This window comes from Pseudomonas sp. TUM22785, assembly GCF_028198105.1.
GTDB classification, from domain to species: Bacteria; Pseudomonadota; Gammaproteobacteria; order Pseudomonadales; family Pseudomonadaceae; genus Metapseudomonas; species Metapseudomonas solani.
The window spans coordinates 3,048,216-3,065,273 of sequence record NZ_CP116239.1 but is presented as its reverse complement, the minus strand read 5'-3'; the positions used below and the strand labels follow the sequence as shown (position 1 = coordinate 3,065,273).

The 17,058-nt window shown below is 69.7% G+C and carries 14 protein-coding genes; 3 read left to right on the top strand and 11 right to left on the bottom strand.

Annotation, left to right across the window (positions count from 1 at the left end; translation table 11 throughout):
• Nucleotides 1–81 precede the first annotated feature (81 nt).
• Nucleotides 82–981 (top strand): hypothetical protein, encoded by a 900-nt coding sequence (locus PI990_RS14265; RefSeq protein ID WP_271661032.1) that lies wholly within the window; start codon nt 82–84, stop codon nt 979–981.
• Nucleotides 982–1,217: 236 nt separating this feature from the next.
• Here PI990_RS14265 and PI990_RS14260 read toward each other — a convergent pair whose 3' ends face one another.
• The 5 genes from PI990_RS14260 to ptsP all read right to left on the bottom strand — a co-directional run bounded on the left by PI990_RS14260 (nt 1,218) and on the right by ptsP (nt 8,093).
• On the bottom strand, nt 1,218–1,613 hold the full coding sequence (locus PI990_RS14260; RefSeq protein ID WP_271661031.1) for a GFA family protein: 396 nt from the start codon (nt 1,611–1,613) through the stop codon (nt 1,218–1,220).
• 22 nt (nt 1,614–1,635) lie between these two features.
• Nucleotides 1,636–2,454 (bottom strand): shikimate 5-dehydrogenase, encoded by an 819-nt coding sequence (locus PI990_RS14255; RefSeq protein ID WP_271661030.1) that lies wholly within the window; start codon nt 2,452–2,454, stop codon nt 1,636–1,638.
• Nucleotides 2,455–2,563: 109 nt separating this feature from the next.
• Nucleotides 2,564–4,279: a fructose-specific PTS transporter subunit EIIC gene (locus PI990_RS14250; RefSeq protein WP_271661029.1), complete on the bottom strand. Its 1,716-nt coding sequence runs from the start codon at nt 4,277–4,279 to the stop codon at nt 2,564–2,566.
• Nucleotides 4,276–5,232 (bottom strand): 1-phosphofructokinase, encoded by a 957-nt coding sequence (gene pfkB, locus PI990_RS14245; RefSeq protein ID WP_271661028.1) that lies wholly within the window; start codon nt 5,230–5,232, stop codon nt 4,276–4,278. The genes PI990_RS14250 and pfkB overlap by 4 nt, the downstream gene beginning before the upstream one ends.
• The gene (gene ptsP / locus PI990_RS14240) at nt 5,232–8,093 is read right to left on the bottom strand and encodes a phosphoenolpyruvate--protein phosphotransferase (RefSeq protein ID WP_271661027.1); all 2,862 of its coding nucleotides are present in this window, start codon (nt 8,091–8,093) and stop codon (nt 5,232–5,234) included. The genes pfkB and ptsP overlap by 1 nt, the downstream gene beginning before the upstream one ends.
• Before the next feature lie 210 nt (nt 8,094–8,303).
• Between ptsP and cra the strand changes: the two genes are divergently transcribed.
• The gene (cra, locus tag PI990_RS14235; protein ID WP_271661026.1) at nt 8,304–9,293 is read left to right on the top strand and encodes a catabolite repressor/activator; all 990 of its coding nucleotides are present in this window, start codon (nt 8,304–8,306) and stop codon (nt 9,291–9,293) included.
• 416 nt (nt 9,294–9,709) lie between these two features.
• Here cra and PI990_RS14230 read toward each other — a convergent pair whose 3' ends face one another.
• The 5 genes from PI990_RS14230 to zwf all read right to left on the bottom strand — a co-directional run bounded on the left by PI990_RS14230 (nt 9,710) and on the right by zwf (nt 14,791).
• On the bottom strand, nt 9,710–10,111 hold the full coding sequence (locus PI990_RS14230) for a DUF4952 domain-containing protein (RefSeq protein ID WP_271661025.1): 402 nt from the start codon (nt 10,109–10,111) through the stop codon (nt 9,710–9,712).
• On the bottom strand, nt 10,111–11,733 hold the full coding sequence (locus PI990_RS14225; RefSeq protein ID WP_271661024.1) for an NADP-dependent glyceraldehyde-3-phosphate dehydrogenase: 1,623 nt from the start codon (nt 11,731–11,733) through the stop codon (nt 10,111–10,113). Before PI990_RS14225 ends, PI990_RS14230 begins: the two co-directional genes overlap by 1 nt.
• 185 nt (nt 11,734–11,918) lie before the next feature.
• Complete coding sequence (locus PI990_RS14220) at nt 11,919–12,557, bottom strand: bifunctional 4-hydroxy-2-oxoglutarate aldolase/2-dehydro-3-deoxy-phosphogluconate aldolase (RefSeq protein ID WP_442969334.1); 639 nt, start codon at nt 12,555–12,557, stop codon at nt 11,919–11,921.
• Nucleotides 12,558–12,612: 55 nt separating this feature from the next.
• Entirely contained in the window at nt 12,613–13,335 is a 723-nt protein-coding gene (gene pgl, locus PI990_RS14215) for a 6-phosphogluconolactonase (RefSeq protein WP_271661022.1), read from the bottom strand.
• A complete protein-coding gene (gene zwf, locus PI990_RS14210) occupies nt 13,322–14,791 on the bottom strand; it encodes a glucose-6-phosphate dehydrogenase (protein ID WP_271661021.1) in 1,470 nt (489 codons plus the stop codon). The genes pgl and zwf overlap by 14 nt, the downstream gene beginning before the upstream one ends.
• A 174-nt stretch (nt 14,792–14,965) precedes the next feature.
• On the opposite strand from zwf, the gene PI990_RS14205 reads away from it, so the two are divergent.
• Nucleotides 14,966–15,835: a MurR/RpiR family transcriptional regulator gene (locus PI990_RS14205; protein ID WP_021222869.1), complete on the top strand. Its 870-nt coding sequence runs from the start codon at nt 14,966–14,968 to the stop codon at nt 15,833–15,835.
• Nucleotides 15,836–16,143: 308 nt separating this feature from the next.
• On the opposite strand, the gene PI990_RS14200 is transcribed toward PI990_RS14205, so the two are convergent.
• Nucleotides 16,144–17,040 (bottom strand): D-hexose-6-phosphate mutarotase, encoded by an 897-nt coding sequence (locus tag PI990_RS14200; RefSeq protein WP_271661020.1) that lies wholly within the window; start codon nt 17,038–17,040, stop codon nt 16,144–16,146.
• Between the last annotated feature and the right edge of the window lie 18 nt (nt 17,041–17,058).

Sequence of the window (17,058 nt, the reverse complement as noted above, 5' to 3'; positions counted from 1 at the left end):
CATGAGTGCCGGCAAATAAGGCACGGTGACCGTCGCCCCTGGCGGTCACGGCGTTGAGCCTTCCCGAACAAGGACACGACGATGAACACCACTTCTGATGCCTACGCAACCGCCCTGGAAGTCAACGACGCCCCCGGCGTTTCCTGGAGCGCGGTATTCGCTGGCGCGGCGGCCGCCGCCGCGCTGTCCCTGATCCTCGTGCTGCTGGGCTTGGGCCTCGGCTTCGCGGCCATCTCGCCCTGGCAACACGAGGGCATAGGTGCCGAGGGGCTGGGCTTCGCCGGCATCGCCTGGCTGGCCTTCACCCAGCTGGCGGCCGCCGGCCTCGGCGGTTACCTCGCCGGGCGCCTGAGGCTGCGCTGGAGCCGCCTGCACGGCGACGAGGTGTTCTTCCGCGACACCGCCCATGGCTTCCTCGCCTGGGCCGTCGCCACGCTGGTGACCGCCGCGCTGCTGGTAGGCACCGTCGGCAACCTGGTGGGCGGTGGCGTGCAGGCCGGTGCGGCGATCGCCGCCGGTGCCAGCACCGGAACCGCGCCCGGCGCCAGCGACGATGCACAGACCCCCTACGGCTACTACATCGACACGCTGTTCCGTGACGACCGTCCGGCCCCCACCGTCGATGATGCCGCCCACGGCGTGGTGTCGCGCATCTTCGTCCGCAGCCTGGCCGACGGTGGCCAGCTGAGCCCCGAGGACCACGACTACCTGGTGCGCCTGGTGGCCCAGCGCACCAACCTGACCCAGGCCGAAGCCCAGGCCCGCGTCGAACAGGTCCACGCCATGGCGCAGCAGGCCGTGAACGACGCCCGCCAGGCCGCCGATGCGGCCCGCAAGGCTGGCATCCATGCCTCGCTGTGGATGTTCGTCGCCCTGCTCATCGGTGCCTTCACCGCCAGCTTCGCCGCCACCCGTGGCGGTCGCAGCCGCGACACGGTGACCGACGGCCTCGCCTACCACCGCACCGCCCCCCTTCGCTGAACGAGGAGAACGACCATGCGTTCGCTGCTGCTTTGGTTCCTGGGTGTACCGATCCCGATCATCATCCTCATCGCGCTGCTCACCTGAGCCGGGATGACAACGAAAAGGCCGCTGCTCCGGGAGGACAGCGGCCTTTGTGTTTGGTGCGTGGGGGAAGCGCATCGCGAATGAATTCGCTCCCACGATCGGTGTATCCCTGGCATTGCGTAGGTCCGGGTGAAACCCGACGCCCCCGCTCAGCGATCGGCCGGGTGATTGACCCCGTCGCTGGTGGGCACCTCGCCCAGGTCGAAGGGGTTGACCCCGTCCAGGCAGCCGACGTTGAAGCCGTACTGGCCCGGGCTGGAGCGGCGCTGGTGGTGGGTGTGGATGCCGCAGCGGGAGCAGAAGTAATGCCGTGCGGCGAGGGTGTTGAACTGGTAGAGCGTGAGCACGTCGGCGCCCTGCACCACGCGCAGCCCGGCCAGCGGCACGCTGGCGACGATGGCGCCCTTGCGCCGGCACAGGGAGCAGTCGCAGCGGCGCGGGTCCACCACCCCGTCCGGCAGGGTCAGCTCCAGCACCACGGCGCCGCAGTGGCAGCTGGCGCGGTGGATGGGGAGGATCGGGGTGTCGCCAAGCTGCTTGATCATCGACGTGCTCCTCGTGGCGGCCTCAGCTGCGCGCGAAGGCGGCGGCCTCGGCGATCTGTTCGGCGCTGGGGCGGATGCCGGTGTATAGCACGAACTGCTCCACCCCTTGCAGGACGATGACTTCGCCGCCGGTGATCACCCGCTTGCCGAGGGCGCGGGCGGCGCGGATCAGCGGGGTCTCCACGGGGATGGCGACCACGTCGAAGATCACCTCGGCGGCCTCGATGGTGGCCTCGTCGAAAGCCAGCTGCCCGGCCTCGGGGCCGCCATCCATGCCGATGGGGGTGACGTTCACCAACAGCCGCGGGCGCAACCCGCCCTGCTCCGCCTGCCAGGCGAAACCACAGGTGGCGGCCAGGGCGCTGCCGCGCACCTCGTTGCGTGCCACCAGGGTTCCCTGGGTGAAGCCGCTGTCACGCAGGGCGAAGGCCACCGCCTTGCCCATGCCGCCGCTGCCGCGCAGGGCGAAGTCCGCCTGCGGGTCGACGCCGTGGCTGCGCAGCAGGCTGGCCACCGCCAGGTAGTCGGTGTTGTAGCCCTTGAGGTGGCCGTCGTCGTTGACGATGGTGTTGACCGACTGGATCACCGCCGCCGAGGAGTCCAGCTCATCGAGGTGGGCGATGCAGGCTTCCTTGAACGGCATCGACACCGCGCAGCCACGGATGCCCAGCGCGCGGATGCCGCCGATGGCGGCCGGCAGGTCCTGGGTGGTGAAGGCCTTGTAGACGTAGTCCAGGCCCAGTTGCTCGTAGAGCGAGTTGTGGAAGCGCGTACCGAAATTGCCGGGGCGGCCCGACAGCGACATGCACAGGCGGGTGTCCTTGTTCAGGGTGCGGGGCATTGCGTGGCTCCGTTGGGGAAGGTGGACGAGTCCGTAGGATGGGTAGAGCCCGGCGAAACCCATCAGATGCGAGGCACCACCGAATGGGTTTCACTCCGCTCTACCCATCCTACGAGGGCACTAACTCCTGGCTATCGCCGCGCTTGAGCGCGGCATAGAGCAGGCCGGTGACCAGGCTGCCGGCAACGATGGCCAGCAGGTAGGCGAGCACGTGGTTGATGGCGTTGGGGATGAGCATGACGAACAGCCCGCCGTGGGGCGCCATGAGCTTGCAGCCGAAGTACATCGACAGCGCGCCGGTGAGCGCGCCGCCGACGATGCTGGCGGGGATCACCCGCAGCGGGTCCTTGGCGGCGAAGGGAATGGCGCCCTCGGAGATGAAGCACAGCCCCAGCACCAGCGCCGCCTTGCCCGCCTCGCGCTCGCTCTGGGCGAACTTGCGCCGCGCCAGCAGGCAGGCGATGCCCAGGCCGATGGGCGGCACCATGCCGGCGGCCATGGTCGCGGCCATGGGGGCGTAGCTCTGCGAGGCCAGCAGGCCGACGGAGAAGGCATAGGCGGCCTTGTTGATCGGCCCGCCGAGGTCGACGCACATCATCCCGCCCAGCAGCACGCCGAGGAGGATGGCGTTGGTGCTGCCCATGCCGTCGAGGAACTGGGTCAGCGCGGCGAGCATGCCGGCCACCGGCTTGCCGACCACGTAGATCATCACCAGGCCGGTGATCAGGCTGGCCAGCAGCGGGATGATGAGGATGGGTTTGAGCGCCTCCAGGCTCTGCGGCAGCCTGACCCAGCGGCTGATGGCCTTGGCCGAGTAGCCGGCGAGGAAGCCCGCGACTATGCCGCCGATGAAGCCCGCGCCCAGGGTGGCGGCCAGGAGCCCGCCGATCATCCCCGGCGCCAGGCCCGGGCGGTCGGCGATGGAATAGGCGATGTAGCCGGCGAGCAGCGGCACCATCAGCTTGAACGCGGTGTCGCCGCCGATCTGCATCAGCGCGGCGGCCAGGGTGCCCTGCTCCTTGAAGGCCTCGATGCCGAAGACGAAGGACAGGGCGATCAGCAGCCCCCCCGCCACCACCATCGGCAGCATGAAGGACACGCCGGTGAGCAGGTGCTTGTAGACCCCCTTGGCCTCGCCCTGGCCCTCGGCCTGGGTGCTGCCGGGCTTGCCGGCCTGCTGCACCTGGGCATCGGCCAGGGCCTTGCGCAGGGTGGTGTCGGCCTGCTTGAGGGCGACACCGGTGCCGCAGCGGTACACGCGCTTGCCGGCGAAGCGGGCGGTGTCCACTTCGATATCGGTGGCCAGCAGCACCACATCGGCGGCAGCGATGGCTGCGGCCGGCAGCGGGTCGCGGGCACCCACCGAGCCCTGGGTTTCCACCTGCAGCTCCATGCCCAGGCGCGCGGCGGCCTGCTTCAACGCCTCGGCGGCCATGAAGGTGTGGGCGACGCCGGTGGGGCATGCGGTGACGGCTACCAGGCGTGGCCGTTCACTGGCCACGGCAGGTGCAGGCGCGGCCTGTTCGGCCGGTACCTGGGCCTCGCGCTCGGCACGCTGGAGGAAGGCTTCCGGCTCGTGCAGGGCCTCGGCCGGGGTCGCCAGGTAGAGGCGCTTGCCGGCGAAGCGCGCGAGGTCCAGCGGGCCGGTCTTCACCACCAGCACCCAGTCGGCAGCCGCCAGCGCTTCGGCGGGCACAGTTTCGCCGCCGGGCATTTCCACCTGGGGCATCCAGCCCAGGCGGCGCGCGGCGGCCTCCAGCAGGCGCGCGCTGATCAGGCTGCTGACCGCGCCATTGGGGCAGGCGGTGACAAGGGCGAATTTCATCGGGGAACCTCGTGTTGTTCTTCTACGGGCTGCACGAGCACCGCGCTTTCCAGCGCGGCCAGTTGCGCCCGGTCATTGATGCCGAAACCGATCTGCGTCACCGCCTGGGCGGCGATGGCGGTGGCGTGGGCCAGGGTGCGCTCGGCGGGCCAGCCGGCCAGCAGGCCGTTGACCATGCCCGCCAGCAGCGAATCGCCGGCGCCCACGGTGCTGGCCACCTTCACCTTGGGCGGGCGCGCCTGCAGGGCCTGCCCCCGGTTGAACCAGCGCACGCCCTCGGCGCCCATGGACAGCACCAGGTGCTCGATGCCGGCGGCCTGCAGGCGCGCGGCCTCCTCGGCCTGTGCGGCCAGTTCGTCGAGGGGGCGGCCACAGGCGTCGGCCAGCTCCTCGGCGTTGGGCTTGACCAGCCAGGGCGCGCTGGCGAGCCCGGCGCGCAGGGCCGCCCCGCTGCTGTCCAGCGCCACCCGTGCGCCCAGCCCATGCAGGCGTCGCAGCAGTGTGGCGAACCAGTCGGCGTCCACGCCCCGTGGCAGGCTGCCGGCCACCACCACCAGGTCGTGGCCGGGCACCAGGGCGTCGAGGCGGCGCAGCAGTTCGTCCCGCGCGGCGGCGTTCACGTCCGGGCCAGGGCCGTTGATGTCGGTGATGCGGCCGTCGTCTTCGGCCAGCTTGAGGTTGCTGCGGGTTTCGCCCTCGACACGGACGAAGGCGTCGTGGAAGCCGCGCCGGGCGAACAGCGCCTCGAAGGGCTGGGCGTTGCCGGCACCGAGGAAGCCGCTGACGCTGAGGGAGTGGCCGAGGTCGGCCAGCACCTGGGCGACGTTGAGGCCCTTGCCGGCGGCGTGGCTGACCAGCGCCTGGCCACGGTTGACCGCACCGGGCTCCAGGCGCGGCAGGCGCAGGGTGAGGTCCAGCGCCGGGTTGAGGGTGAGCGTGAGGATGCGTGCCATCAGAATTTCTCCGCCAGGGCGCGTACCGCTTCGGCGCTTTCCGCCGCCAGCGCCACGCCTGCCAGTTCCTGGGCGTCGGCCAGGCTGAGCTCGCGGATGCGCGCCTTGACCTCGGGCACGCTACGCGCCGCGACGCTGAGCTCGTCCACCCCCAGCCCCACCAGCAGCGGCACCGCCAGCGGGTCGGCGGCCAGTTCGCCGCACACCCCCACCCATTTGCCCCGCGCATGGGCAGCACGCACGGTGAGCTCGATGAGTTGCAGCACGGCCGGGTGCAGGCCATCGGCCTGGGCCGAGAGCGTCGGGTGGCCACGGTCGATGGCCAGGGCGTACTGGGTCAGGTCATTGGTGCCGATGCTGAAGAAGTCCACCTCGCGGGCCAGCACCGGGGCCAGCAACGCCGCGGACGGCACCTCGACCATGATCCCCAGCTGCAGGTCGGCCTGGGGGATTTCCTCCGCCAGGCGCAGGGCCATGTCGCGGGCCTGGCGCCATTCGGCGACGCTGCCGACCATGGGGAACATGATGCGCAGCGGGCGGCCGTCGGCGGCACGCAGCAAGGCGCGCAACTGGGTCTCCATCACCTTGGGCCGCTGCAGGGTCAGGCGCACGCCGCGCAGGCCGAGGAAGGGGTTTTCCTCATGGGCGATGGGCCAGTAGGGCAAGGGTTTGTCGCCACCCACATCGAGGGTACGCGCCACCAGCGGGCGGCCGTCGAGGGCGTCGAACACCTTGCGGTAGTCGGCCTCCTGGCTCGCCAGGTCGGGCGCCTGGGAATGGGCCATGAAGATGAATTCGGTGCGCAGCAGGCCGACGCCTTCGGCGCCCTGCTCCACCGCCGCCACGGCGCCGGCAGCGTCGCCCAGGTTGGCGCAGACCTCCACCCGGTGGCCGTCGCGGGTTCGGGCCGGTTCGTTCTTGTGCGCCTCGGCCTCGCGCAGCAGGCGCTCGCGGTCCTGATGCTCGGCCCGGGCGCGCTCCAGCAGGGCCTGCTCCGGTGCCACCACCAGGCGGCCACGACCGCCGTCCAGCAGCAGCGGCGTGCCCGTCTCCAGGGCCAGCACCCCGGTCCCGGCGCCGACCAGGGCGGGAATGCCCAGGGCGCGGGCGACGATGGCGCTGTGGGAGGTGGCGCCACCACGCGCGGTGAGGATGCCGGCCACGCGGGTACGGTCCAGCCGCGCGACGTCGGAGGGCGCCATCTCGTCCAGCACCAGCACGTAGGGGCGTTCGGGCTCGGCCTGCTCCACGACGCCGCAGAGCTTGGCCAGCACGCGGCGGCCGATGTCGCGCAGGTCGGCGGCACGCTCGGCCAGCAGCGCGTCCTGCAGGGATTCCTGCTGCGCGGCGGCGGTGGCGATCACGCCCGCCCAGGCGGCGGCAGCGCTTTCGCCACGCTGCAGCCGGGCCTCCACTTCTTCGCCCAGGGCCGGATCGGCGAGCATTTCAAGGTGGGTGACGAAGATTTCGCGGATGGCCTTCACCTCGCTGCGCTGCACCAGCGCCTCGATCTCCGCGCGCACCTGGGCCAGTGCCTGGTGCAGGTGCTTGCGCTCGCTGGCGGGCGTCTCGCCACGGGCGGGGTAGTCGAAGGTCCGCGCCACCCGCACATGGGCCGGGCCGATGGCGATGCCCGGCGAGGCCGGTACGGCGTTGAGCAGGCTGCCGGGCGCCGGTGCGGCGGGGGCGGCTTCCGGCAACTCGGCTTCGGGCTGTTCGGGGGCGCCGTCCGCCAGGGGCTCCACCTCCTCGCCCAGGCCCTGCTCCACCGCCTGGCGCAGCACCGGCAGGGCTTCGGCGGCGATGCCCGGTTCGGCCAGCAGCTCCAGCACCTGGCCCCGACGGATGCCCAGGCCCAGCAGCTTGCTCAGGCTGCGCGCGCTCACCGCCGGCAGCCCGCTGTCGGCGACGCGCACGCGGATGTCCCCGGCGAACCCCTTGGCCAGTTGCGCCAGCTCCTTGGCCGGGCGGGCGTGCAGGCCGTGGGCGTTGGCCAGGGGCACGCGCAGGCTCGGCCAGTCGGCCGTGGCGTCGCCCGCCAGGGTCTCCAGCACCCGGCGGCGATCGGCGGCACGGGCCAGTTCGGCCCCACGGCCTTCGATCAGCAGCGCGCAGAGACGCTCCAGCAGCGCCACATGGGCATCGCCCCGGCTGGCGAGGCAGAACAGCCCGGCCAGCGGCTGGCCCTCATGGCGCATGGGCGTGCGCGGGGCGACGAAGGCGAGCCCGGGGCGGCTCACCGCCTGGTCGCTGTCCAGCCACCAGAGGCCTTCGCCCAGGGGCAGCGCCTCGCCCTGCAACAGCTGGTTGGCGTAACCCTTGGCGACACAGCCGGCGCGACGCAGCAGGCGCGCGCCTTCCAGGGCCAGTTCGTCGAAATCTTCGGCGGTGCTGCCCAGCGCCACCAGTTGCTCGTCCAGCGCCAGCTCGCCAGGGCCACCCTGGAGCAGCGCGATGATGGCGTCGGCGGATTCGGCGCGGCGCAGGGCGTCCCCCAGGTCGCCTTCGCCCAGGGCGCGGGTCAGCAGTTGCAGCAAGCGCAGGTGCTCGTCGGATTTCGCGGCGATGCCGATGGCCAGGTAAACGCGCTGGCCGTCGCCCCAGTCCACCCCGTCGGGAAAGTGCAGCAGGCGCACGCCGGTGGCGTGGACCAGGTGACGGGTTTCCGGGGTGCCGTGGGGAATGGCCAGGCCCTGGCCGAGGTAGGTCGAGCCCTGCGCTTCACGCGCTTGCAGCGCGGCCAGGTAGCCCTCGGCGGCGAGCCCATCCCCCACCAGGCGGCCGGCCACCAATTGCAGGGCGGCGGCCTTGTCCGCCGCCGCCAGGCCCATGGACACCAGAGCCGGGGTCAGTTCGAGCATGCCGTTTCCTCCACGCGGGCCTTCAGGCCCTGTTGTCGTTGTGCGATGAACCTTCAGCTTAGGCGCTGCCCAACCCTTGGCAGAGGGTGGTTGCTATCTGGACAAAAGCCGTGCTGAATCGTTTCACTAATCCAGGGCGGCACGTTACTCGATATTCTTCGCCGCTTGAAGCCCGACCGATGAAACGCGCACCCCACGAGGAGTCGCCCCTTGAAACTCAGTGACATCGCCCGGCTGGCCGGGGTTTCGGTCACCACCGCCAGCTATGTGGTCAACGGCAAGGCCGAGGAGAAACGCATCTCCCCCGCCACCGTGGAGCGGGTGCGCGCGGTGGTCGATGCCCACGGTTACCGCCCCGATCCCCATGCCGCCGGCTTGCGCCGTGGGCAGACGCGCACCCTGGCCTTCATCCTCCCGGACCTGGAGAACCCCAGCTATGCGCGCCTGGCCAAGCTGCTGGAACAACAGGCACGGGCCCGGGGCTACCAGTTGCTGATCGCCAGCTCCGACGACGAGCCGGAGAGCGAACGCCAGCTGCTGCAGCTCTTCAGTGCGCGGCGTTGCGATGCGCTGATCGTCGCCAGCTGCCTGCCGCCCCAGGACCCGAGCCTGGGCGCGCTGCTGGATGCCGGGCTGCCGGTGATCGCCGTCGACCGCGAGCTGGCCCCGGGGCGTTTCTGCTCGGTGGTGAGCGATGACCACCAGGCGGCGCAACTGCTCACCCGCAGCCTCCTGAACCCGCCGCCGCGCCACGTGGCGCTGCTCGGCGCGCGGCCGGAGCTGCCCATCAGCCGCGACCGCGAGGCGGGCTTCCGCGCGGCACTCGCCGGCTTCGGGGGCGAAATGCGGGTGGAGCATGGCGCCGAGTTCAGCCGCGAGTGCGGCCGGCAACTGATGCTGGGCCTGCTGGAGCGCCAGGGCCACCTGCCGGATGCACTGGTGACCACCGCCTACGTGCTGCTGGCCGGCGTGCTGGATGTGCTGCGCGAACGGGGCGCCTGGCCGCAGCAGCTGCAACTGGCCACCTTCGGCGACACCCAGTTGCTGGACTTCCTACCGCTGCCGGTGAACTCCATGCGCCAGCAGCACGAGCTGATCGCCGAACAGGTGCTGGATCGGGCGCTGCAGGCCATCGCCGGGGACTACCAGCCAGGGGTGCTGGCAATACCGCGAAGGTTGCAGGTGCGTAGCGGAGGCTGAAGGACGCATCGCGTTACCCCGTCTGGTTTCACTCGCCACGCGAGGCTGTTGTAGCCCGGGCTTTAGCCCGGGACGGAGCCATCGCGAATGAATTCGCTCCCACAGGAAATCCCCCCTGGCACGACGTCGTAGGGGCGATGTAGGGGCGACTTCAGTCGCCAAGCAGACCGCAGGGCTCCCAACTCGGTGTCACAAACCAACACCGCCGGTGGATGAAAAAAGCGCCATCCACCCTACGCCCGGACCACCTCCCGAGGTTGGCGTCGCAGCGGGCTCTCCTTGTGGGAGCGGCTTCAGCCGCGAAGACCCGCAGCCGGTACGTGGCTGCGGCTGCCCCAACTCGGTGTCACAAACAACACCGCCGGTGGATGAAAAAAGCGTCATCCACCCTACTTGGCGCGTAGCAGCCCCCGGGATCACGGGTCTTCGAGATAGAGGGTGACGCTGACATGGAAGCGGTCGATGCGCGCCCAGTCCTTTTCCAGGGTCTCGCCGGAGTTCATGTGGATCTCGTAGGGCCGGCCGCTGGCGTGGGGCGCGTTGGCGGGCTGGGTGTCCCAGCCGCAGCAGATGAACCTCAGCGGCTGCAGGCCGAAGCGTTGTTGCAGCAGGCTTTCCACGCCATGGGCCTGGGGGCCGGGCACCTGGTACTCGGCCACCAGTTGGCGCAGTTGGCCGCCCTCCTCCAATTTGCAGCCTTCGAAGTGCAGCCCGGGCGACTCGACCCCGAGCTGCTCGAGGAAGTCACCGCAGGCCGGTTCCGCCGCCTGTGCGGTGCCGGCCAGGAACAGCAGCGCGAGAATCGGTGCCAGGCGCATCAGAAGATGTAGTCGGTGCTGATGAAGCTGGATTCGCGGTTGCGGATGATCTCGCTGATCAGCGTCTTGTTGTCTTCCTGGAAGCGGGTGGCCACCAGGGTGCGGATGGAGAAGGTGCGCAGCGCGTCGTGCACGGACAGGGTGCCTTCGGCTGAGTTCTTGCGCCCGTTGAAGGGGAAGGTGTCCGGCCCGCGCTGGCACTGGGCGTTGATGTTGATACGCCCCACCTGGTTGGCGAAGGCGTCCACCAGGCGGCCGACCTCGGCAGAGCAGTTGCCGAAGATCGACAGCTGCTGGCCGTAGTCGGAATCCAGCACGTAGTCGATGGCAACCTGCACGTCTCGGTACGGCACCACGGGCACCAGCGGGCCGAACTGCTCTTCCTGGTAGATGCGCATGTCCGGGCTCACCGGGCACAGCAGCGCCGGGTAGAAGAAGCTCTCGCGGCTCTGGCCGCCGCCTTCGTTGACCACCTGGGCGCCCTTGGCGGTGGCGTCCTGCAGCAGGGTGGCGAGGTAGTCGACCTTGCCCGGCTCCGGCAGCGGCGTCAGCGCCACGCCGTCTTCCCAGGGCATGCCTGGCTTGAGCGCGGCGAGCTTGGCACTGAAGCGCGCGAGGAAGGGTTCGAGCACGTCTTCATGGACGAAGAGGATCTTCAGCGCTGTGCAGCGCTGGCCGTTGAACGACAGTGCGCCGGTGACGGCCTCGTTGACGGCGTTGTCCAGGTCCACCTGCGGCAGGACGATGCCGGGGTTCTTGGCATCCAGCCCCAGGGCGGCGCGCAGGCGGTGCGGGCGCGGGTGCAGCTTCTTCAGGTCGCTGGCGCCCTTGTTGGTGCCGATGAAGGCGAAGACGTCGACCTTGCCGCTGGCCATCAGCGCGCTGACGGTCTCGCGGCCACGGCCGTAGATGATGTTGATGACGCCGGCCGGGAAGCTGTCGCGGAAGGCTTCCAGCAGCGGGCGCATCAGCAGCACGCCGAACTTGGCCGGCTTGAAGACCACGGTGTTGCCCATGATCAGCGCCGGAATCAGCGTGGTGAAGGTTTCGTTCAATGGGTAGTTGTAGGGGCCCATGCACAGCGCCACGCCCAGGGGCACGCGGCGGATCTGGCCGAGGGTGCCCTGCTCCAGCTCGAAGCGGCTGGAGCGGCGGTCGAGTTCCTTCAGGGCGTTGATGGTGTCGACCATGTAGTCGCAGGTGCGGTCGAACTCCTTCTCGGAATCCTTGAGGTTCTTGCCGATCTCCCACATCAGCAGGCGCACCACCTCGTGGCGCCGCTCGCGCATGCGCGCCAGGAACAGCTCGACATGGTGGATGCGCTCACCGACACGCATATTGGGCCAAGCGCCCTGGCCGTTGTCGTAGGCACGCACGGCGGCGTCCAGCGCCTCCAGCGCGGCGTCGGCATCCAGCAGCGGCGTGCTGCCGAGGATGACCTGTTCCTCACCCTGCTCGCCCTTGAGGAAGATCGGGCTGCGCACCGTGGCCAGGGGACCGTCCCAGCGACGCAGCTCGCCCTCCACCAGGTATTCGCGCTGCTCCACCGGTGCGCCGAGGCGCCAGGCTTCGGGGATGTCGTCGGCATGGGGGAACAGGGCTTCGGGGGCGAAACGGGACATGGGGCGATCCTCGCTGGGGTTTCTGTCGTTGGGGGGCGTCGCTGCACTGTGCTTTTCAGTGGGTTCTGGCCCGCTCGGTGGGTTCAGCTGGTTCAGTGGGTTCCGCGTTCAGTGGGTTTCCGCGTTCGCGGGAATGACGGTAAACACTGCCGCCACCCACGAACGCTGGGCCACTGGACGAGGCATCACTGCAGCAGCCTGAGCGCCTCGGCGGTGGTGGCTTCGATGCGCGCCCAGTCGCCGGCGCGCACCCAGGCGCTTTCCATCATCCAGGTGCCGCCCACGCACATGACGTTGGGCAGGGCCATGTAGCTGCGCACGTTGTCCGGCTTCACCCCACCGGTCGGGCAGAAGCGGATGCCCGGGAAGGGGCCGGCGAAGGCCTTGAGGGCCGCCGCACCGCCTACCACTTCGGCGGGGAACAGCTTGAAGCGCCGGTAGCCTCGGGCGTGGCCGAGCATGATTTCCGAGGCACTGCCGACGCCGGGCAGCAACGGCAGCGGGCTTTGCCGGCCGGCGTCGAGCAGTTCGGCGGTGCAGCCGGGGGTGACGATGAACTGCGCGCCGGCGGCCTCGGCCTCGGCGAGCATCTGTTCGTCCAGCACGGTGCCGGCGCCGATCAGCAGGTCCGGGCGCTGTTCACGCAGCAGGCGGATCGCGGTGAGGCCGTGCTCGGAGCGCAGGGTGATTTCCAGGGCCCGCAGGCCGCCGGCGGCCAGGGCATCGGCCAGGGGCAGGATGTGTTCCTCGCGCTCGATGGTGATCACCGGGAGGATGCGGGCTTCGGCGCAGAGCCGGTCGATCATCTCGACCTTCTCGGCCATGCTCGGCACGTTGCGCACTGGGGAGGGATTCGCGTTCATGACAGGTCCTTCGGGCTCAAGGGCACCAGTAGATCTCGAGGGGCTGGTGGAGGAAGGCGCGGATCGGCATGGCCGCCACGTCTTCACCGGCCAGCGCGGTGGCCAGGGTGTCGAGCTTGCCCTGCCCCTGCACCGCCAGCAGCGTGAGGCGCGCGCCGGCCAGCAGCGGCAACGGCATGGACAGACGCTGGCGCGGCACGCTCGGCGCCTGCATGGGCACGCAGCGCCGGGTGCACGAGTGGCTCAAGGCTTCGTCCAGGCCGGGGCTCTTGGGGAACAGCGAGGCGGTGTGGCCGTCCTCGCCCATGCCCAGCACCAGCACATCGATGGGCTGCGGCAGCTCGGCGAGCGCGGCATCGGCCAGGCGCGCCGCCTCGTCCAGGCTGGCGGCGGAATGATAGAGACCGATGAAGCGTGCCTTGGCCGCCGGGCCTTGCAGCAGGTGGCGACGCACCAGGCCTTCGTTGCTGTCGGCGTGGCCCACCGGCACCCAGCGCTCGTCGGCGAGGCTAATGGCGACGCGGGACCAGTCCAGTTCCAGTTCCTGGGCGGACAACCGCTCGAGGAAGGCAATGGGGCTGCGCCCGCCGGAAACCACCAGGGAGGCCACGCCGTGGGAGTCGATGGCCGAGCGCAGGGCGCCGGCCACGTGCAGGGCCAGTTCGCCGGCCAGTTGTTCGGGGCTGCCGAGGCTGACCCCGGTGACCTGCGTGGGCAGGTCGAGATTACAGATCGCCATACCAGCTCCTGCCGTCACGGGTGATCAATGCGATGGATGCGACCGGCCCCCAGGTGCCGGCCGCGTAGGGTTTGGGGGAGTCGCCCAACTGCTTCCAGCCGTCGATCAACTGGTCGCACCATTGCCAGGCGTACTCGATTTCGTCCTTGCGCACGAAGAGGTTCTGGTTGCCCTGCATCACCTCCAGCAGGAGGCGTTCGTAGGCATCGGGGATCCGCGCGCTGCGGTAGGTGTCGGAGAAGCTCAGTTGCAGCGGGCCGCTGCGCAGCTGCATGCCCTTGTCCAGGCCCTGGTCCTTGGTCATCACCTGCAGGGAGATGCCTTCGTCGGGCTGCAGGCGGATGATCAGCCGGTTGCTGATCAGCGGGCGCTGCTCGGGGGCGAAGATGTAGTGCGGCGGCTCCTTGAAGTGGATGACGATCTGCGACAGCTTCTGCGGCATGCGCTTGCCGGTGCGCAGGTAGAAGGGCACGCCGTTCCAGCGCCAGTTGCGGATGTCGGCACGCAGGGCGACGAAGGTTTCGGTGTCGCTCTGGGTGTTGGAGTTCTCTTCTTCCAGGTAGCCCGGCACCGGGCGGCCCTGGGTGCTGCCGGCGATGTACTGGCCGCGCACCACCTGCTGCGCCACCTGGGCGGCAGTGATGGGCGCCAGGGCCTTGAGCACCTTGACCTTCTCGTCACGGATGCTGTCGGCGGAAAGGTCGCTGGGCGGGTCCATGGCGATCAGGCAGAGCAGCTGCAGCAGGTGGTTCTGGATCATGTCGCGCAGCTGGCCGGCTTCGTCGAAGTAGCCCCAGCGCCCCTCGATGCCCACCTGTTCGGCCACGGTGATTTCCACGTGGGAGATGTGGTGCTGGTTCCACTGGGTTTCGAACAGGCTGTTGGCGAAGCGCAGGGCGATGAGGTTCTGCACCGTCTCCTTGCCCAGGTAGTGGTCGATCCGGTAGATGCGATTTTCGGGGAAGTGCACGGCCACCGCGTCGTTGACCCGACGCGAGGATTCCAGGTCGTGGCCGATGGGCTTCTCCAGCACCACGCGGGTGTGGCGGGCGCGCTCGACGCGGGCCAGGCCCTCGCAGATGGCGCCATAGACCGAAGCCGGCGTGGCGAAGTAGGCGATCAGCCGCTCCTCGGGGCCGACGCGCTCGGCCAGCACCTGGTAGCCCTCGGCGTGGAGGAAATCCATGGGCAGGTAGCTCAGCCGCGCCATGAAGCGCTGCAGCACGGCCGCGTCGATCTCCCGCTCCGGCACGTAGCCGCGCAGGTGTTCCTCGATGGATGCCAGGCGCGCGCCGCCCTCCTCGCTTTCGCGGGCCAGGGCGAGGATGCGCGTGTCGACATGCAGCAGGCCGGCGCGGTCCAGTTGGTAGAGCGCCGGGAACAGCTTGCGCAAGGCCAGGTCGCCGAGGGCGCCGAACAGGGCGAAGGTGCAGGGTTCTACAGATAAGGAAGCCATAATGATTGTTCTTTTACGAGGTTGAACTAGAAATACACGGTGAGAATGGCCATATCAAGAATAAATGTAGTAATAAGAACAACATTTTGTCACCCTCCTGTTACCTCTGGCTCTGGCCGGTGCCCCTCATTACGATAGGCCACCGATTTTGCAGGCCCCTTGCAAGGAACCTACATGGACCGCGTACGCAATCTTCTGGAGCAGATCCAGGGACGACTCGAAGACCTCAACAAGGCCGAACGCAAGGTCGCCGAAGTCATTCTCCAGGACCCACAGCAGGCGACGCGCTTCAGCATCGCCGCCCTCGCCCAGGCCGCCAGCGTCAGCGAGCCGACGGTGAACCGCTTCTGCCGCTCCTTCGGCGTCAACGGCTACCCGGAGCTGAAGATGCAGCTGGCGCAGAGCCTGGCCAGCGGCGCCGCCTATGTCAGCCGCGCGGTAGAGGCGGACGACGGCCCCGAGGCCTACACGCGCAAGATCTTCGGCAGCGCCATCGCGTCCCTGGACAGCGCCTGCAACGCCCTCGACCCGCAGCTGATCAGCCGCGCCGTGGACCTGCTGATCCAGGCCCGGCAGATCCATTTCTTCGGCCTGGGCGCCTCGGCACCGGTGGCCCTGGACGCCCAGCACAAGTTCTTCCGCTTCAACCTCGCCGTGTCGGCCCATGCCGATGTGCTGATGCAGCGCATGCTGGCTTCGGTGGCCCACACGGGCGACCTGTTCGTGATCATTTCCTACACCGGCCGCACCCGCGAACTGGTGGAAGTGGCGCGCCTGGCGCGGCAGAACGGCGCTTCTGTGCTGGGCCTGACCGCCGCCGGCTCGCCGCTGGCCCGCGCCAGCACCCTGAGCCTGGACATCCCGCTGCCGGAGGACACCGACATCTACATGCCGATGACCTCGCGCATCATCCAACTCACCGTGCTCGATGTGCTGGCCACCGGCGTGACCCTGCGCCGCGGCGTCGACTTCCAGCCGCACCTGCGCAAGATCAAGGAAAGCCTCAACGCCAGCCGCTACCCCGCGGATGAAGAGCCGGGCTAAGGCCCTTTAAAAGGCAGACCCAGGGTGGCGGGATTGATTCGGGGCCGATGGTCGGAGGGGTGGCGCGTTCGCGAGTAAACATCCACGTTCCTGGAGCATGGCGTTGCTTTTTGCCCCCCCCTGGAGTGAGCACAGCCAGGCCTCGGAGCATGCAGCCGCCGTTCACTCCGGACGTAGGGTGTGCTGCGCGCACCTCGGACTCGCCGGAAGCACCGAGCGGAGGTGCGCACGGCACACCCTACGGCACGTGCTCATACTGCCGAGCCCTCAGCCTGCCCCCGGGCTGAAGCCCGGGCTACCTCAGGTATTCACTCCACCCTGGCACGCAGCTGGATGCGCGCCGTCTCCCCTGGCGCCAAGACCTGGCTGCCGGTGCCGCAGGCGGCGGCTTCGATGCTGGCGAAGCCGAGGCCTTCCTTCCAGCTGACATCGCTGAGCGGGCGGCTGCCGGGGTGCCAGACCACGGTATTGGGTGAACCGCCGGTGTCGATGCGCACGCGGCGTTGCCAGCCGGCGTCCTGCAGGTGCAGCGGGCCGGCGTGATCGAAGATGCGATGACAGCCTTCCACCGGGCGCAGCTCGCCCTGCTGGGTGAAGCGCTGGCGGCTGAGCAGGTCCTGCCCGCTGGCGCCCTCCAGACCGAGCACGGCGACCCGGGCGATGTCGCTGATGCTCCAATAGGCGTGCAGCGCCTGGCTGAGTACGCAGGGTTCCTGGTCGCCATGGCGGGTGGTCAGGGTCAGCGCCAGCTCATCGCCCAGCTCCGCCTGCAGCTCCACCTCCCAGTCATGCAGGGCCAGGCGCCAGCGCAGGCGCACGCCGGCGTCGGAGCTTTCGCGCTCCTGCAGGCGCCAGTCGGTGAGGCGTGCCCAGCCGTGATGGGGCCAGCCGCTTTCCTGCGGGTGGCGACCGAACCAGGGCCAGCACACCGGCACGCCGCCGCGTATCGCGCCGAGCCTGGGCCAGCGCGCGGCGCACCAGAGCAGCGGGCGTTCGCCGCGCGGCTGGAAGTGCAGCAGCTGGCCGCCCTGGCGGGCGAAGATGGCGCGGCAGCGCGGGTGATCGATCAGCAGCAGCTCGCGCCCCTGCTCGCTGCCCCAACGGAAGACCTGGCGCACACCGGGGACGAAGAGCCCGGCGAGCGGATGCTCCACGGGCTCGGCCGCCAGTTCCAGGCCATGGCGGCGCGGTTCGCCACGACTCATCGCAGGGCCGCGCCGCGC

What these genes read in the sequence shown, in the direction of transcription:
- zwf (WP_271661021.1), bottom strand. Translation starts at nt 14,791, where the DNA reads ATGGCTTCCTTATCTGTAGAACCCTGCACCTTCGCCCTGTTCGGCGCC.
- PI990_RS14220 (WP_442969334.1), bottom strand. Translation starts at nt 12,557, where the DNA reads ATGGCCGAGAAGGTCGAGATGATCGACCGGCTCTGCGCCGAAGCCCGC.
- PI990_RS14200 (WP_271661020.1), bottom strand. Translation starts at nt 17,040, where the DNA reads ATGAGTCGTGGCGAACCGCGCCGCCATGGCCTGGAACTGGCGGCCGAG.
- PI990_RS14230 (WP_271661025.1), bottom strand. Translation starts at nt 10,111, where the DNA reads ATGCGCCTGGCACCGATTCTCGCGCTGCTGTTCCTGGCCGGCACCGCA.
- PI990_RS14260 (WP_271661031.1), bottom strand. Translation starts at nt 1,613, where the DNA reads ATGATCAAGCAGCTTGGCGACACCCCGATCCTCCCCATCCACCGCGCC.
- PI990_RS14255 (WP_271661030.1), bottom strand. Translation starts at nt 2,454, where the DNA reads ATGCCCCGCACCCTGAACAAGGACACCCGCCTGTGCATGTCGCTGTCG.
- PI990_RS14265 (WP_271661032.1), top strand. Translation starts at nt 82, where the DNA reads ATGAACACCACTTCTGATGCCTACGCAACCGCCCTGGAAGTCAACGAC.
- PI990_RS14225 (WP_271661024.1), bottom strand. Translation starts at nt 11,733, where the DNA reads ATGTCCCGTTTCGCCCCCGAAGCCCTGTTCCCCCATGCCGACGACATC.
- pfkB (WP_271661028.1), bottom strand. Translation starts at nt 5,232, where the DNA reads ATGGCACGCATCCTCACGCTCACCCTCAACCCGGCGCTGGACCTCACC.
- pgl (WP_271661022.1), bottom strand. Translation starts at nt 13,335, where the DNA reads ATGGCGATCTGTAATCTCGACCTGCCCACGCAGGTCACCGGGGTCAGC.
- ptsP (WP_271661027.1), bottom strand. Translation starts at nt 8,093, where the DNA reads ATGCTCGAACTGACCCCGGCTCTGGTGTCCATGGGCCTGGCGGCGGCG.
- PI990_RS14250 (WP_271661029.1), bottom strand. Translation starts at nt 4,279, where the DNA reads ATGAAATTCGCCCTTGTCACCGCCTGCCCCAATGGCGCGGTCAGCAGC.
- PI990_RS14205 (WP_021222869.1), top strand. Translation starts at nt 14,966, where the DNA reads ATGGACCGCGTACGCAATCTTCTGGAGCAGATCCAGGGACGACTCGAA.